This is a genomic window from Pedobacter humicola, assembly GCF_056490705.1.
Map to the genome: position 1 here is coordinate 146214 of NZ_JBWJIG010000012.1, position 16618 is coordinate 162831.

Sequence of the window (16618 nt, forward strand, 5' to 3'; positions counted from 1 at the left end):
AAAGATGATATTAATTTAAGAACTAGAGTTCAATTTTGCTTTAAGCTTGCTTAACACAAAGCATAGTTGACATTCATTTTCAATCTACCAAAACTTCCACCAAAGTTTAGCCTTAGAAATGGCATTTACGTTTACCTGCGCTGTTTTCCTTACCCCTCTTGATTTATCAATCCTCCAAATCGACACCTCTTTTAGCTTAACTCCGTGTGTCTGCTCAAATTGGAGTGCCCTCGTTTGCGCTAGCCTAAACTTGGCTTCTTCCCACATACCAAGTAAATTGTCAAATGATTCTGGCGGAATAGCGGAATCAAGGATTAGCTGGTGTTCATAGCTTTGTTTGCTTACGATTTCAAGTAGTTTATTTTGCATTTCACCACTTGTATGTTCACTTACAAAACGATGTTGAAAGCTAATTCTGTCAGCTATAGATAATACTGGTATCTCAATCAGAGTTGGATCTTGGTTGTCAATTCTTTGTATCTTTTCAATCAACTTATCAATATCTTCTTTACTATACTCAAATTGAAATCCATCATGATCGCCAATAAGTAGGTAGTCTATCACCCCTAAGATGAAAAACTCTTTTTCTCGAGAATCATAGTAAAATGTTTCTGATTCATTGTCGATTGGTATTGTTGAGGCTATAACTAGCCAAACGATGAGCTCATTTGTGGTTTCCATTTATTGTGATGAAGGCTTTCTTATATCCTAAACTAATAATTCGGATAGGTGAATATTGTTGCCAGTTTTTATTTTACCTATAAATGCTGTATAGATATTTATAAACCGCGCTTGTATGATAACCTTAGTCGGCATCTTTATATTGATACTCGTGCCTAATATAGAAATTTTCAGTTTAATAAGATAGATGAGACCGCGATATGTCTCATATAATAAAATACAGAGATTTAGCGAAATTATTGAACTTTAAAACATTGTCCCAAAACACCCTTTAAATGTCGCTTACCTACCCCACTATTTTGCCATTATACAGTAACTTAGAGAAAACATTTTTACCTAAAAAACAAAACGATGAAACCAAAAAAGATATGGTCTAACTTTACCGTAAGTGATCTGGACCGAACCACAAAATTTTATACCGCATTGGGCTTCAAGTCTAACGGCAGAAACGACGACCTCACCAGCTTCTTTATCAGTGAAGATCAGTTTATCATGCATTTCTTTTTAAAAGAGGCGCTGACGGCGAATGTAGAGATGAAAATTTCGGATGCGCACCTGGCGAATGAAATTGTGTTTACCCTTTCTGCAGAGACTAAGGATGAGGTAGATCAATGGGCAAAGGAAGTAACGCAGGCAGGTGGCAAAATTGTTTCGGAGCCCAAGGCCTTTGGAGCAGGTTATTATGGGTTTTTATTTGCTGACCCTGATGGGCACAAGTTTAATGTGTTTTATATGTAAGACCCAGCGGGGATGAGCAAGGTTGAGAAGAGTCCTTCAACTACGCTAGCATTGACAGACTCCAGAGAGAAATTCGTCATCTCGACCGAAGCAATGCGAAGGGGAGAGATCTTTGAACCATTTTACTGAAAAGTTTAAAGATTTCTCCATTTCGCTACCAATGAAAAATCGGATAGCTTCAGTCGAAATGACGACGCCTTCAGGCAATTTATCGCCTTAAAATCATGTCATTTATATATGGATTTTTATACGACAAACTATCACTCAGGAGAACGATATGAGGTATCCCACATCTTTTTGTGTTTCGCGTAGCCAAACAACACTCTAATAATTCCCCGTTACCCCGATTTCTAGGCCTCTTAACTCTGCCAAACCGCGCAATCTGCCAATGGCGGAGTAACCAGGGTTGGTTTCTTTTGCCAGATCATCCAACATCTGGTGACCGTGGTCCGGGCGGAAAGGAATCGATTTGTCGCGTAAAGCATTTTCTTCCGTTAAGGCTTTCATGATCTCGTACATGTTTACATCGCCACCCAAATGGTCGGCTTCGTAGAAACTGCCGTCCTCATCTTTTTTCACGTTACGCAGATGCGCAAAATAAACACGTTCTTTAACCGCATTAAAGATCTCTAAGGCGTTATTCCCCATTCCGGCACCCAATGAACCCGTACAGAAACAAACCCCGTTAAAAGCCTGATCTACTTCTCTGATGATGTAATTAAAATCTTCTAAGGTACTGGCGATCCTTGGCAAACCTAAAATCGCATATGGTGGATCGTCGGGATGGATGGTCATTTTTATCCCTTCTTCGGTACATACCTCAGCGATTGACGACAGGAAGAACTTTAAATTTTCCTTTAAACCCTGTGTACCAATGGCCTTATATTCCTTAATGCTGTTGCGTAAGGTTTCCAGTTCAATTTCTTTTTCGTTCGGAATACCCATCAGTACGTTGATACGGAGATCTGTCAGATCTTGCTCGTTTAGCGTAGCATATTTATCTTTCGCTCTTTGCAGGATCGATTGCGAATAATCCGCTTCTGCCGCCTCCCTTTTCAAAACATACAGGTCGAAAATCGCCAGGTCGATCCAGTTAAAATAAAGCGCTTTTGATCCATCGGTCATTTCCAGATCCAACTGCGTACGGGTCCAGTCCAATACAGGCATAAAATTGTAACATACAATCTTAATTCCACAGGCCGATAAATTGCGCAGAGAGGTTTTATAATTCTCGATGTATTGTCCGGCTTCTGCCCTTCGTGTTTTAATGGCTTCGTGCACCGGAACACTCTCTACTACCGCCCAGGTTAGACCTGAAGCTTCGATAATGGCTTTTCTTTCCTGAATATCTTCCAATGGCCAAACTTCGCCATGTGGAATATGGTGTAAGGCGGTTACGATACCGGTAGCGCCTGCCTGTTTAACGTCTTGTAAGCTTACCGGATCGTTTGGACCGTACCAACGCCAGGTTTGTTCTAATTTTTTCATAATATGATTACACAGATTTTTGGGATTACACAGATAATATTTGTTTCTAAACGCCTGAGAATGCAGTAAATCCGCCATCTACCTTAACATTTTCGCCGTTCACAAATTTAGAGGCATCGCTAAGCAAATAGACCAAGGCGCCAATCAATTCTTCAGGATCGCCAAAACGTTTAAATGGTGTTTTGGAAATGATGGCCTGTCCTCTTGCGGTTAAAGAGCCGTCTTCGTTGGTTAACAAAGCCCGGTTCTGGTTGGTGATAAAAAAACCCGGTACAATGGCATTCATTCTGATTTTATCCTGATAACGGTTGGCCAGTTCTACGGCCATCCATTTGGTATAACTGTCAATCGAAGCCTTTGCCAGCGAATAACCCAATACTCGGGTAAGGGCTTGCGTCGCTGAAACGGAGGAAATATTCACGATACTGCCTCCATTTTTGGCTATTTCTTTCCCAAAAACCTGTGTGGGCATGATGGTCCCGAATAAATTGAGATCGAAAGCCTGTTTAAGGGCAGGAACGTTAAGATCGAAAACATCGCTTCCGGGCTGAATTACCGCCTCGGCCACATTGCCGCCTGCTGCATTTACCAGGGCATCAATACGCCCGAATGCTTTAATGATGGCTGCATTTGCATCAATCAGGTCCGGTTCGTTTAACACATCAGCGATGATATAAATGGCCTTACCGCCGGCATCAATCACATCGGCAGCTCTTTGTTTTGCGATTTCTTCATTTCTACCGATGACCACGATTGTGGCTCCAGCGGCACACAAACCGTTTACAAAAGCCTCGCCTAAAACGCCTGTGGCACCGGTAACAACTACCACTTTGTTTTTTAGCGAAAAAAGGCTTTCTACTTCTTTTAGCATTTGTTTAATTTTTTAAGGTTATTCTACAACTAATGTGGTGATGGAGTGTGGCAAACTGGTTGTGGTTGCGGCCTCACCTTTGATCCATAAACTGTATTTTAATTTGTCGTCCGACTGGTTCATCACCACTACTACTAACTTACCGTCTGTATTCAAGAAAGCTGTTGATTGCAGTTTATCGCGACTGGAAGCCGAACCGATTCTTTTTGCTCCCGGACGGATGAATTTAGAAAAATGGCCCATGTAATAATAGGCATTGGTATAAATCAGTTTATCGTTCTTTGTATCGGCATGTACCGGAGCGAAACAGAAATTACCCACATGGTTTGGTCCGCCTTTTTCATCTAAAAGGATATTCCAATCGGTCCATGCTGCTGTTCCGGCATTAAAATCGTTGATCATTGAGTAACCATAACGCTCACCCAGCGTCCAGTCGTCTAATTTATTGACATCGTACTTTTCCTTACATCCTTCTGTGAAAATCAGGGCTTTATCCGGATAAGCCTCATGTGTTTGTTTCACATTGCCAAACTGCATTCCGCTCCCGGTCCAGGTTTCATACCAGTGGAAACCGATCCCCCAAACATATTTTGCCGCATCCTTATCGTTTAAAATGGTACTTGCCCTTTGAAAGATCTGATCGCGGTTATGGTCCCAGGCAATCAGTTTTTTTGATGCCAGACCAGATTTCTGTAAAGTTGGACCTAAGAAGTTTTTGATAAAATCGCGTTCCTCTTCGGCCGTAAATACACAGGATTCCCATTTTTGCTTTGCCATAGGTTCATTTTGAACGCTTAAGCCCCAAATTGGGATACCCATCGCCTCATAGGTTTTAATAAATTTCACATAGTGATTGGCCCAGCTCTGGCGGAAAGCAGGCAATAAATGTCCGCCCTGAATGAGGCTGTTGTTATCCTTCATAAAAGCCGGTGGCGACCATGGGCTAACAAATAATGGCAGTTTACCACCTGATGCGGCGATAGCTTGTTTAATCAGTGGAATTTTAAATTCCTGGTCGTGGGCTACGCTAAAGGTTTTCAGGTCTTTATCGTTATCCTGCACGTAGGTATAACTTCCGCTGGAAAAATCACAACTGGCAATGTTGGTGCGTGCTAGGGTATAACCGATTCCCTTATCCCGGCTGTAATAGGCGGTTAAAAGTTCCTGCTGGTTTTTCTTCGAAAGTTTGGCAAAAGTTTCGGCAGAAGCATCGGTTAAAGCGCCACCAATACCTACCAGCGTTTGATACTTAACTGTTGGATCGACAAAAATACAAGGCTCTGTTTCAAAGGGTTGTCTGTTCTCAACAAAACTTAAGGTTTCGGTTTTACTCAGGCGGTATTCAGATTTCTCTGCAGTGGTATATACCGATACCTTTTTATTGGCAACAGTATACGTTTGCACAGGTTTTACTGCTTTTTTGTTCTGTGCGGTTGCAGTAAATGCAGTTGCCAAAACCAATAGGATGCTCAGATTTTGTTTCATTATATAATTATTTAATCTATCGCCTTACAAATGGCGTAATATTACTATTCGGGCACAATTTCCGAATAAATCGTACATTTAAGCCATACCATCTTAAATATTACGTCTTATTTTTAGCTATTTAAAAACGGGGTCGTGTAACATTTTATGGCTTAGGAAAATACATCAATCATTTGTTTATCATTTTATTTGTTGCTTCTCAGCAAAGCTTCTAAATAATAGTAATCAGCATAGTTAATGGGCACATCAATTTCTGATTTAGCCGGACGGTGACCCGTGCTATGTTCTAAGATGAAACCATAGTTCGCGCCTGCTTTGCTGGTATATTTTGTACTCAAAGAGTATAAAATTTTATCGGCTGCAGCTTTATACTTTTTACCATTGGTACTATACTTTGCCAGTTCGTAAAGCGCGGATGCGGTAATTGCAGCTGCAGAAGCATCGCGCGACACATCCGGAATTTTAGGATCGTTATAATCCCAATATGGAATACCATCCGCCGGGGTAATTTTACTGTTCAGGATAAAACCCGCAACACCATCAGCCTGAGCTAAATATGCCTTATTTTTGGTTTCACGATAACACATGGTATAGCCATACAATGCCCAGGCCTGGCCGCGTGCCCATGCCGATTCGTTTGCATAACCTTGCGCGGTTACTTTCTGGCGTACATTCCCGCTTAGGGTATCATAGTCGACTACATGATAAGAACTGAAATCAGGTCTGAAATGATTTTTGATTGTGGTATTGGCATGCGTTACAGCGATTTTATAGAAAGATGAATCGCCGGTTAGCCTGGTGGTTTCGAATAACAGCTCCAGGTTCATCATGTTATCGATGATCACAGGGTATTTCCATTTATCGCCATTGTGGTCCCATGATTTTAACACCCCTGCCTTTGCGTTAAAGCGTGTAGATAACGATTTTGCCGCCTGGATAATCACGGCTTTATAAGCCGGATCGTTTGTTAAACGGTAGCCATTGCCGAAGGGACAGTAAATCATAAAACCCAAATCATGGGTTCCACGGTTAAATTGTTCCTTTTTAATGTCTTCAGTATATTTTTTGGCCAGATCGAGCCATTTCTTGTCTTTGGTATACTGATAGAAATACCATAATTCGGCTGGAAAGAAACCACTGGTCCAATCTTTGGAGATCACCATTTTAAACTGGCCGTTCTCTACCGTCCGTGGTGAAACCAGATTTGGTTTTACCTTTCTGGCCGAATCGACGTTTCTCACGAGTACATCCGTTTGTTTTGCCGCTGATGCAAATGCTTTTTTTACATCTGTTTTTTGTGCCTTTAATGCACTGAAAGACAATACACTTATTGCCGTTATGATTATTTTTAAGTTCATGTTATAACCAGATTAAGGGATTACGGATAGGTAAATTTCTTATCACTTCTTCTACTTGTGGCTCGTGGTCTAATTTGGCCCAGGTTTGGTACCAGCTGTCTTGCTTGGAGGCCACCGCGCCAAACAATAAAAAGGGCTGCGCTACCGGCCAGTTTTCCCAGTACATCACATCGGGCTTCAAAGTCCATTTGCTTTTATCCGCAATAAAGGGATACAAATAAGTCACTCCTTTTTTAATGGATTTCCCATCCACTGTCTCAAAATCCCAGAGGTTATCTTTTGGTGTCGATAAAATCTGACAGAGCATGGTCATGGCATCCAGGTTAAAGATCGAATAACCATAAGGTTTTGTTCTGGCCATTTCCAATGGAAAACTACCATCAGTACCCATTTGGTTGGGTAAAAGAATGGTTTTATAACTGGTACGCAGTGAATCCAGCATATTTTCATCGCCACAAAGCCGGGCGAACGAAGCCACCTGCATGGCCCAACAGGTAGCATGATTGTTTTTTACGGTTTTCTCCTGAACACCTGGTTTGCTGGTGTTTAACCACAAAATATAATCAGCAAACCATTTTTTCACGCCCTTAGCGGTATTTTGATCAAAGGCCTTGGCCTTTCCCATCACCAACGCCCCCTGAGCCACTTCCATCAAATGGATGGTATCAATAATACCATAATTACGGCCTGTGAATTTGCCTTTTACAGCCTGTGCAAACAGCAGATTCGGGTTCATTAAGGTCTCTGCATTGATAAACCAGGCCTGAAAATGTTTCACGGCTGCTTTCACATACTTCTCATCACCGGTAATTTTATAGGCAGAGGCTAATGCCCCGATAATTTTACTAAAACGAACCATGGCCTTACGGTGAGCCAAAAAGTTATCAGGGTTGGTTAGTCCATCCCTGTTGATATAAGGGCCGTCCGGGTTTTGAGGATCCGGCCAGAAATAATCGGCTTCGGAGAAAAAATCGTGTTTCCCACCCGCGCTCCTTGGCGAGGATGAAGCCGTAACTGTAATGGGTTTTTGTTGCATGGCCCATGCGGCCTCGGCTAAAATCTGTTTTTTTAACAAAGCCGCTGCATCCTTTTTGAAATCTGAAACATTGGGATGATCCCGGGCGACGGGCGACGCAAACACTGTTCTTGTAAAACAGAACAGCGCCAATAAAACATAGGAGATTATTTTTTTCATTGGTTATATATTTGGTTAAGCGATTATAATGTCGTAAAAACTGTTTTCAAACCTTCAGCCCTTGCGGATACTGTACTTTGTCCTTTATTCAAATTCACTTTGATGATTGCCCTGCCGTTATAGGCCTGTACTTTGCGGGATCCGGATGAAGTACCCTGGTTATCAATCAATTTACCATCACCAGTTAAACCAAAAGTAATCAGGTTAACCGCGTCCAAACATGGCACACCTTTATCATCAAAAAGCTTCACCTCAACGGTTGCCACATCCCCTTGCTGACCGATCTTTTTCAGTTCCATTTTAGCTGGCTTAGTCCATTTTTCGGTCTGATAGGTAAATTTAATTTCATCCGTCACGATCTCTTTTCCCTTTTTGGCAATCACCTTCACGGTGTTTTCGCCTTTCACAAATGGGAGGTTCCAGCGTAAACCTGCTGCAGGGTAATCCTGACTGTTGCGTTTTTTGCTACCAAAGCTTTTACCGTTTAAGAAAATTTCCGCATCGCTACAGTTCGAATACACCTTCACCATTTTTTCTTCGCCTTCATCGCCCCAGCGTACCGGCCAGCTATGCCCATAAATATGCACCATCGGTTTTTCGGTCCAGTAAGATTGGAAGACATAATAAGATTCTTTTTTGGTGAAGTCTCTTTCTACTACTCCTTTTTGGTTGACATAGGGAACCGGGTTTTCAGGACGTATCGGTGTAGAAAAATCTTTGAATGGCCAGTAAGCCGTACCGCTTAACCAGGGCATCGTTTCCTGCTCTTTCAAATGCCAATCGATTAAATTAGCAATATATGATTCGCTCCAGTCGCCATCTTTTGAAATCCGCGCTGCACCACCGTATAATGAAGCATCTCCTGCCCTTTCATCGGCACTGCCGCCCGTTTTAATTTTGCTTAAGGCTTTATCCGGGTTTTCTGAATGACGCAAGGCATGACTATCGCCACCCCACTCTACATGCAAAAAGCGTTTTACCTTCGCAAACTCATCCTCAGAAGCCTTTTTATAATCGGTATAGGCGCCACGGTACCAGCCCGCCCAAATGGATGGCGAATATACATCAACGATATCACTGCAAAAATCGCATCGGCGGATGGCCGTATAACGCGATTTATCCAGTTGATGCGATAGATCGTTCAATTCTTTCATAAAAGTCCGGATCTTCTCTTTATCAAATTCAGGGAAATCGCCGGGCCAGTCGTTTTCATTGCCCATTCCCCAGATGATAATGGCAGGGTGGTTAAAATGCTGCTCCACCATGTTGGTGAGCATCCTGCGGGCCTGTTGTTTATAAACTTCGCCCCCTAAACCACCCCGGCACCAGGGAATTTCTTCCCAAACCAGTATTCCTAAACTATCACAAAGGTTCAGCACAATGCGCGATTGCTGATAATGCCCCAGGCGGATAAAATTAACGCCCATGTCTTTCATCATCTGCATTTCCTCACGGATCATGCCTTCGGTCATGGCTGCAGCAACACCCGCATGGTCTTCGTGGCGGTGTGTTCCACGCAACAATAGACGTTTCCCGTTGAGGTTAAAGGGGCCTTTTTCTACAAATTCGATATTCCGGAAACCGATTTTCTCTTCACCTTTATAATTCCCTGCCGGAAAAATTACTTCGTATTGCAAACGGTATTGTACAGGTTTATCCGTCGACCATAATTGAGGTTTCTTAATCTCAAACGACCATAAATCGATATCACCGGAGAGATTATTAAGTTTTTTCTCTGTTTTCGCTACCAGTTTACCGGCAGCATCAACCAATTTTAACTGCACTGTACAATCAGTTATTCCCTTAGGATTGTATAAACGCGTTTTAACGGTCAACTTCCCCAGTTTACCCTGTGCATCTACTTCAGCCTTGGCAAACATTTTATCAATGGAAAGTGAAGGTGTATAAACGAGATTCAGGTAGCGGTAAATGCCGCCATACACATTAAAATCAGATAAATCAGATGGGATCATTTCCAGGTCTCTTGAATTATCAGTTCTTACCGAAACCGGAACCTTGCCTTTAAACTGTTTCTGGTAAACATCTGTTTTTTGAAAAGCCGCAACAGCATTGGTTATATCAGCTGTCCATTCATCATAACCACCCACATGTGTAGCTACTTTAGTGGTATACACGTAAACCTCTGTTTTTTGTCCGGCACCTTCGAAATGTAAAATCGTTCTTCCGCCCTGATAGGGATTATCTATTTGAAGCTGTGTACGGTACCAGGCCGGTCCCTGATAATAATTTACATCAGGATCTACGGCATCTTCAGCATTAACACAATGTGGCAGACTTACTTTTTGCCATATTGGCGAGGCTTCTGGATTACCCACGCCCACCGGACGGACAGCTTCCCATATCCCGCCTAAATCCTGCTTTAAAAACTCCCAATTGTTATTTAACCGAACAGATTGCTGCGCGAATAACTGACTGGTAAACAGCATCATGAATAAAATAATATATCTGGCTTGCTTTAACATGTATCTTGATCTTAAACTTTTAAACGCAATTTTTTCTTTTCCAAAAAGTAGACGATTCCGATCACTAAAAATGCGACCAGGAACGACCTGATAATACCTCCAATACCCGAGCTCAGGAAATGCGGAAAACGGAAATGCACTAAACTGAAAATAGCATACAATAAATATGGAATGAGATAACAGGTTAAGGTGCTGGTGCCCGCAGGTTTAATGAGTTTAAACCAATCTTTTTTCTGCCTTACATCAATGAGGTAGATCAATAATGCAAAGACTAAAATGGTAATGCCCATACACACAAATATCCATGCGGGTGTGGCATAAATTTTAGAAATTCCGCCAGCATAAGGTCTGATGAACATGCCAAAGGCAAAGGATAACAATCCGTAAAATACAATCAGGATCCAGAAATCGAGGTACTTTTTATTCCCGATCAGCTTTTTGTACATCGAGGTGATTAAAGCACCTCCTATCATGAGCGTAATGGAAGAAGCATCGCCGATGATCCATAAATGATAATGAAAAATACCCATATGAACCGTAACGTTGATTGCCGCAAATGCAACAAAAGCCAGCATGAGTACTACAATATTTCCCTTTGAAAAAAGATATACGAAGGCAGAAACAAGATAAGCCCAGCCAATAATCCCTAAAATACCCCACCAATGCGGCTTTAAACCTTCAGGGTTTTCTGCTGATCCACCTTTATACAGCAAGGCCAAAACAGCAATCAATACGATGCCCATACCAACAAATCCGTTCTTTTTTATTTTGGATATGTCTGCCGGATAATCCAGCCAGACAAGTAAAAAGCCGATGGTAATTAAAATGGTGTAAACCGGATAAGGCAATAATGCCGAATGGTGATTGTAATTTTCTAGATTAACATGAAAAAAGCCCATCACAATTAGTGCCAACGCCCTTAAAGCAATATAACCTGAAATGGAAAGCAAACCTGCACCTTTATCTTTTCTGCTTTGAATGGCAAATGGTAAGGAAAGTCCTACTATAAATAAAAAAGCTGGGAAAATCAGATCTGAAAAGCCCATCCCATCTACATCGGCTGCCGTATGTTCTATCCATGCGGGAATATTGGCCACGCCAGCAACATCGTTCACAAAGATCATCAGGAACATGGTGATGGCCCTTAAAACATCAATGGATAAAATACGGAGCGGTAGAGGGTTCATTTTATTTCAGGATTAGTAGATTTTTCTAAGTTGAACAGCGTTTAAAACCGGTTTACCCTGGATGGCATTAAAATCAATGGAAATGCCTTTACCGTTTTGCACGGTAATCCTCGTTGTTTTCTTCACGGCTGTAGCATAGCCAAAATCAACAGCAAGATTCAATTTCGGCAAAAAAGCTATGCCACTGATTGAAACATCAAAAACGCGTTGTTCTTCTACTTCTTTTTTATGGTTGTTATCCAGGTTATAGGCCAAAGCTTCTTTGGTTTCGCCACCAACCAGTTCGGCAAAGTGAAGCGTCAATTCGTATTCACCATCCGGCACATCAAATTTAAACTGTTTGATACCTACCTGTTGAGTTTGGTAAACCGGATCGTTATCTGTACCTAAAATATTCTTATCGCTGCCATAAGTAATGCGGTTATTGGTTCCTTTATAAGCATCGCCACCTATCCAGCCCCAGGCACCAGCATTATAAGGCTGATCGGGCATCCAAAGCTGGTGTTCTTTCTCATCGATGTAAAAACGTTTCGAACCTAAAAGCACATTGATACTTGAAAAAGAAATATTGTTATCGTTAAATTTGAAGGGTTGCAACTGGAAGTTGATATCGGCCTGATCATTTTCTTTACCAGAGACTACACGCAACTGGTTTTTACCACTAACGAAAGGTACCTGCCAATCGATAATATGATCTACTGCCTCCTTAATGCCTAAACTTTTACCATTCAAAAAAAGCTCTGCCGATTGTAGGTTGGTAGCGATCTGAACAGGTTGTGTACTGGTTAAAGCGGCTGAATCAGCAATACCCGTTCTATCTTTCCATTGCGCTGAAGTAATTTTAAGAAAGGCTTTACTTAATAAATAAGCCTGGTAAAGGAAATAGGTATCTTTGGGCTCGCGGCCAATGGTTAACAAACCTTTATTATTGATGTGTGGCATGGTTTCCTCACGGGTTTCGGAACTAAAATCAGCTAAATTCCAGGCCTGGCCACCTGCCACATACGGCCTTCTCAACATGGCATTGAGGTAAACCTGATTGAATTTAATCGCGTATTCTACACTTTTATCAAAACGGATTGGTGAAAAAGAGCGGATCCTTGGATCAGCATCTGCACCATATTCGGTCACTATGAAAGGGGTAGTCGGCAATTCTTTGTGGTGACGGTCTAAAAATTTACCAAAATCCTCCGGAACGCCAGAATACCAGCCTGAATACAAGTTCCAGCCTACAATCATTGGGATTTTGGTTAAACCCACCTTATTATAGATATCCCAGGCACCATGGTTCACCAAAAGGGTATAACGGGATGGATCTTGCTTACGGGTTAAACTATCCAACTTCTGAGCCAGTTCGCGCACGTGATCAAAATAAACCTGCTGACGGGGTTTATCGTTTGAAAATTTTAAGCGCAACAAAATCTCGTTCATGTAAGCCCAAATGATAATACTCGGGTGATTGAAATTCTGTTTGATCATTTCGGTCTGCATGTTCAGGCAGTTCGTGGTAAAAGCCTTCGTTTCGGTAATGGTATTTACCACAGGAATTTCCACTGAAGCCAGGATACCCAAACGGTCGCAGGCTTCTAAAATCTGCGGATCCTGTGGATAATGGGCAACCCTTAAAAAGTTCCCTCCCATAGCCTTAAGCAGTTCGATATCTTTGACCTGCAAAGCATCAGGCGTGGCATTCCCCCTGTTCTCGTAATCCTGATGACGGCTCGCGCCGATAATTTTTAGCGGCTTATCATTTAAGAAGAATCCTTTATCGGCATCGAACTTAAACCAGCGGAAGCCTAATGGATTTGAGATCTGATCAATTACAGACTTTGTTCTAACATCAATGATTTTGGTTACCACGCGGTATAAATAAGGATTTTCGGGCGACCATAACTGAGGTTTTTGGATCGATTTAATATCCTGAACGACAAGCATATTGCCCTTGCCTAAATTGACAGCGACTGTCTGATTTGCCACCGGATTTCCTTTGGCATCAAATACCGTTGTTAAAACCTGTACTTTCTTTGCATTATTGGAAGAATTATCGATAAAACTTTTAATCTGCACACTCGCTGTTGTAGCCGAAACCTGTGGCGTGGTGATGAAAACACCTGAACTCCCACTCTCGTTTACTGAAAAATGAACAGAATCGGCAATTAATAGCGTTACATTTCGGTATAAACCACCGAAGAAGGTAAAATCGGCCGTTAACGGTGGGATATCCTCGTTGAAGCGGTTATTCGCCCTAACTTCGATTACATCATCCTTATAGTTTAAAAATGAAGAGATGGGTATGATGAAACGGGTATAACTGCCAATGTGCTTGCCTGCAGATTTACCATTAACCAATACTTCAGCTTCCTGGGCCACACCGTTAAACACCAGAAAGATATCTTTGCCTTTTGCCCTTTCATCAAGCTTTAATTTGCGTTTGTAAATCCCCAGCCCACGGTAATAACCTGGTACATCATCCAAAACATCCTTATCATTCCAGGTGTGCGGAATATTTACTTTTTCAACCGGGCCATTTTCTTTATTGAATTCCCATTGATCGTTTAAACTGATAGTTTTCCGGCCTGCACCCTGGGCAAAACAGGTTAGGCCAGTAACCGTAACAACAAGTAACAATACAAGGGATTTCGCTTTTAACATTTGTTTAGTTTTTCAATTCAGTTTATTCGGTTCGTAGTGCTACTTTTTTTGTCCCCGCCATCCCCGGTTGTTCAGGCAGCGGAAGCAAGGAGCGTCTGGAAAACTTTGTTTTTATTTTGAATTCCTTTCATCTCCGCCATGGTTCGTGTTTCCAGAAACCATTGTTTATTTTTACCATCAAAGCACAAAACCGTCTTATTTGTATTTGACCTGCATCTGGTCGTAAAAATCTTTCAGCACATAAAAAGCTTTCTTTTTCTTGCCTGTTTCGCTAATAAGGCCTTTACGGTTCCAGAAATTCTGATAAATAGGATGTTGTCTTCTTGGCGATCTGAAATCGGTCAGAATCCACGGCGTCATGCCCCGTAAAGCACCAATTTTACTTAATAGGGTAATTTGGTTTTTATAAAGTGCTTCCTGGTATTCTTCACTCCAACGGGTATTTTCATCGGCGTGGAAACCTCCCAGGGCATCGCCACCAAACTCGGTGATGACCACAGGTTTTTTATATTTGATATCGAAGTTGTATTTGGCAATTTCTGAAGGATTACCACCCCAATACCATCCTGCATATTCATTAAAGCTAACCAGATCGATTTTTTCGCCCAGTGGATCGTTTAAAATGATGTTATTCCCTTCGCGATGAACTTCTAAAGCCGCAGCAACCAAACGGGTATCATCTAAAGAACGGGCAGTTTCTGCCAAATTACTCATAAAACTTAAGCGGGCATCGCTCAATGGTGTTTCATTGCCGATAGACCAAACGATTACACTTGCCCTGTTTTTATCGCGTACAATTAAATCGGTCAGTTGTTGTTTCGCATTGGCATAAGTTGCAGGATTTGTCCAGCTGATGGTCCAATACACCGGAACTTCGGCCCAAACCAATAAACCCATTTCGTCGGCCAGGCGGATCATCTCCTCGTTATGCGGGTAATGCGCCAGGCGCACATAATTACAGTTCATATCTTTTGCCCATTGCAGCATCATGCGCATATCGCCTTCTGAGCGTAAACGGCCAGCCAGTAATGGATTTTCATCATGAAGCGATATGCCTCTTAAAAAAACAGATTTACCGTTTAAAAGGATACTATCCCCATCCACCTGAATGGTTCTGAAACCGATTTTATCGTTAATATTTTCTTTATCGGTTTTAATGTTTACGGCATATAATTTCGGCGTTTCGGGTGACCACAGACTTAAATTGTTCCAGGTGAATTCGTCGGTAATTTTACCTTCGCCATCCGTTTTGTATTTCTTTTCCAGTTTTAATTCAGGAATAGATAAAGTGATCTCCTGCCCTGCGGTTGCATCGGCCAGTTTTACCGAAAAGTTTAACAGGTTTTTATTCCCTTTAACGAGCTGAAGTTTATAATCGTTGATGAAATGCTCCGGAAATTCGGCCAGGAAAACGTCGCGGGTAATGCCACCATAATTCCACCAATCGGTGTTTACGGTAGGGATTTCATCCTGTTTGCGGATATTATCGACCTTAAGTACAATCGAATTTTCGCCAACCTTTAAGTTATTGGTTACATCGAACTGGAAAGGCGTAAAACCACCTTTATGTACACCTAATTTTTTACCGTTAAGATAAACATGCGCTTCGTAGTTTACCGCACCAAAGTACACGAAATATCTTTTCCCCTTTTCAGGTTTGGCGTCAAACTTCCTGCGCAACCAAACATTCCCTTCGTAAAGCTCTAACTTTTCTGATTGGGAATTCCAGTCGCCCGGAACATTCATTTGTGGGGAATGGTCGAAATCGTACTCGATCAGTTCTGATTTATCTTTTTGAACTTTATCATCAAAATAACCACCGGTTCCGGTTTTCGACTGATCAAACGGTTCATGACGGTAATCGTAATAGCCGTTTTCGTAGGGGTCTACAATGTAATTCCATTTGCCGTTAAGGCTCTGGATTTTCCGTCCCTGAATGTTCTGTATAGCCGTAACCTGACCGTAGCTGATGGATGAAAGGAGAGAAAAGCAGATTAAAAATACGCTATAGGTTGTTTTTAACATAACTTAAGTTTTAATATTAATTAATTGATCGTTTCAAAACTAACAATTAATTAACGGACGGTGTTTCCACCGCCCGCCTAAATTTGAGCAAAATCTAGTTTTTTATTTCATGTCGCGGTTCTGATCCAGACATGGTGCTTTATTAATTCACTTTTTTAAATATAAAATATTGCCTTTCAAAATTGAGATCTCCCGGCAAAGAAAGGTGGCGGTTAATTGGTCCTAAATATCCTGAGGATTGTGAAATTCGGTTTCAGAGCATAGTATTTCGATGTTAAGGTAAGGTTCGTATCTATAACTCCTTGTAGCGTCCTGTTAAAACTGAAGCAGGTATGGGATGATCTGGTCATATTTGTTTGGTTAGTGTGTCAGCGGTAACGAATTTAGAAAAGCTTAGCAGATAAAAGTGTTTTTAAATAGCTTAAAGGTGGCAAAATCCATTGTGACTACATTTC

The 16618-nt window shown here is 41.6% G+C and carries 11 protein-coding genes; 1 reads left to right on the forward strand and 10 read right to left on the reverse strand.

Annotated features, from left to right (window positions below; all coding sequences use genetic code 11):
• Positions 1-84 precede the first annotated feature (84 nt).
• On the reverse strand, positions 85-681 hold the full coding sequence (locus AC04Q1_RS18610; protein ID WP_478366071.1) for a hypothetical protein: 597 nt from the start codon (positions 679-681) through the stop codon (positions 85-87).
• 351 nt (positions 682-1032) lie between these two features.
• Between AC04Q1_RS18610 and AC04Q1_RS18615 the strand changes: the two genes are divergently transcribed.
• Positions 1033-1419: a VOC family protein gene (locus AC04Q1_RS18615; protein WP_478366072.1), complete on the forward strand. Its 387-nt coding sequence runs from the start codon at positions 1033-1035 to the stop codon at positions 1417-1419.
• Positions 1420-1743: 324 nt separating this feature from the next.
• Here AC04Q1_RS18615 and uxuA read toward each other — a convergent pair whose 3' ends face one another.
• From uxuA to AC04Q1_RS18660, 9 genes are all read right to left on the reverse strand, one after another.
• Positions 1744-2907 carry a mannonate dehydratase gene (gene uxuA, locus AC04Q1_RS18620; RefSeq protein ID WP_478366073.1) on the reverse strand — a complete coding sequence of 388 codons (1164 nt, stop codon included), beginning with the start codon at positions 2905-2907 and terminating at the stop codon, positions 1744-1746.
• A gap of 46 nt (positions 2908-2953) precedes the next feature.
• Positions 2954-3778: an SDR family oxidoreductase gene (locus tag AC04Q1_RS18625; protein ID WP_478366074.1), complete on the reverse strand. Its 825-nt coding sequence runs from the start codon at positions 3776-3778 to the stop codon at positions 2954-2956.
• 18 nt (positions 3779-3796) lie between these two features.
• Positions 3797-5263, reverse strand: a complete 1467-nt coding sequence (locus tag AC04Q1_RS18630; RefSeq protein ID WP_478366075.1) for a glycoside hydrolase family 30 protein — start codon at positions 5261-5263, stop codon at positions 3797-3799.
• Between the two features lie 185 nt (positions 5264-5448).
• Positions 5449-6621 carry a glycoside hydrolase family 88 protein gene (locus AC04Q1_RS18635; RefSeq protein ID WP_478366076.1) on the reverse strand — a complete coding sequence of 391 codons (1173 nt, stop codon included), beginning with the start codon at positions 6619-6621 and terminating at the stop codon, positions 5449-5451.
• Position 6622: 1 nt separating this feature from the next.
• Complete coding sequence (locus AC04Q1_RS18640; RefSeq protein WP_478366077.1) at positions 6623-7816, reverse strand: alginate lyase family protein; 1194 nt, start codon at positions 7814-7816, stop codon at positions 6623-6625.
• 23 nt (positions 7817-7839) lie between these two features.
• The gene (locus tag AC04Q1_RS18645; RefSeq protein WP_478366078.1) at positions 7840-10299 is read right to left on the reverse strand and encodes a glycoside hydrolase family 2 TIM barrel-domain containing protein; all 2460 of its coding nucleotides are present in this window, start codon (positions 10297-10299) and stop codon (positions 7840-7842) included.
• A gap of 11 nt (positions 10300-10310) precedes the next feature.
• Positions 10311-11486 carry a DUF5009 domain-containing protein gene (locus tag AC04Q1_RS18650; protein ID WP_478366079.1) on the reverse strand — a complete coding sequence of 392 codons (1176 nt, stop codon included), beginning with the start codon at positions 11484-11486 and terminating at the stop codon, positions 10311-10313.
• Between the two features lie 12 nt (positions 11487-11498).
• The gene (locus AC04Q1_RS18655) at positions 11499-14138 is read right to left on the reverse strand and encodes a glycoside hydrolase family 2 TIM barrel-domain containing protein (RefSeq protein WP_478366080.1); all 2640 of its coding nucleotides are present in this window, start codon (positions 14136-14138) and stop codon (positions 11499-11501) included.
• 195 nt (positions 14139-14333) lie between these two features.
• The gene (locus tag AC04Q1_RS18660) at positions 14334-16163 is read right to left on the reverse strand and encodes a glycoside hydrolase family 2 protein (protein WP_478366081.1); all 1830 of its coding nucleotides are present in this window, start codon (positions 16161-16163) and stop codon (positions 14334-14336) included.
• Between the last annotated feature and the right edge of the window lie 455 nt (positions 16164-16618).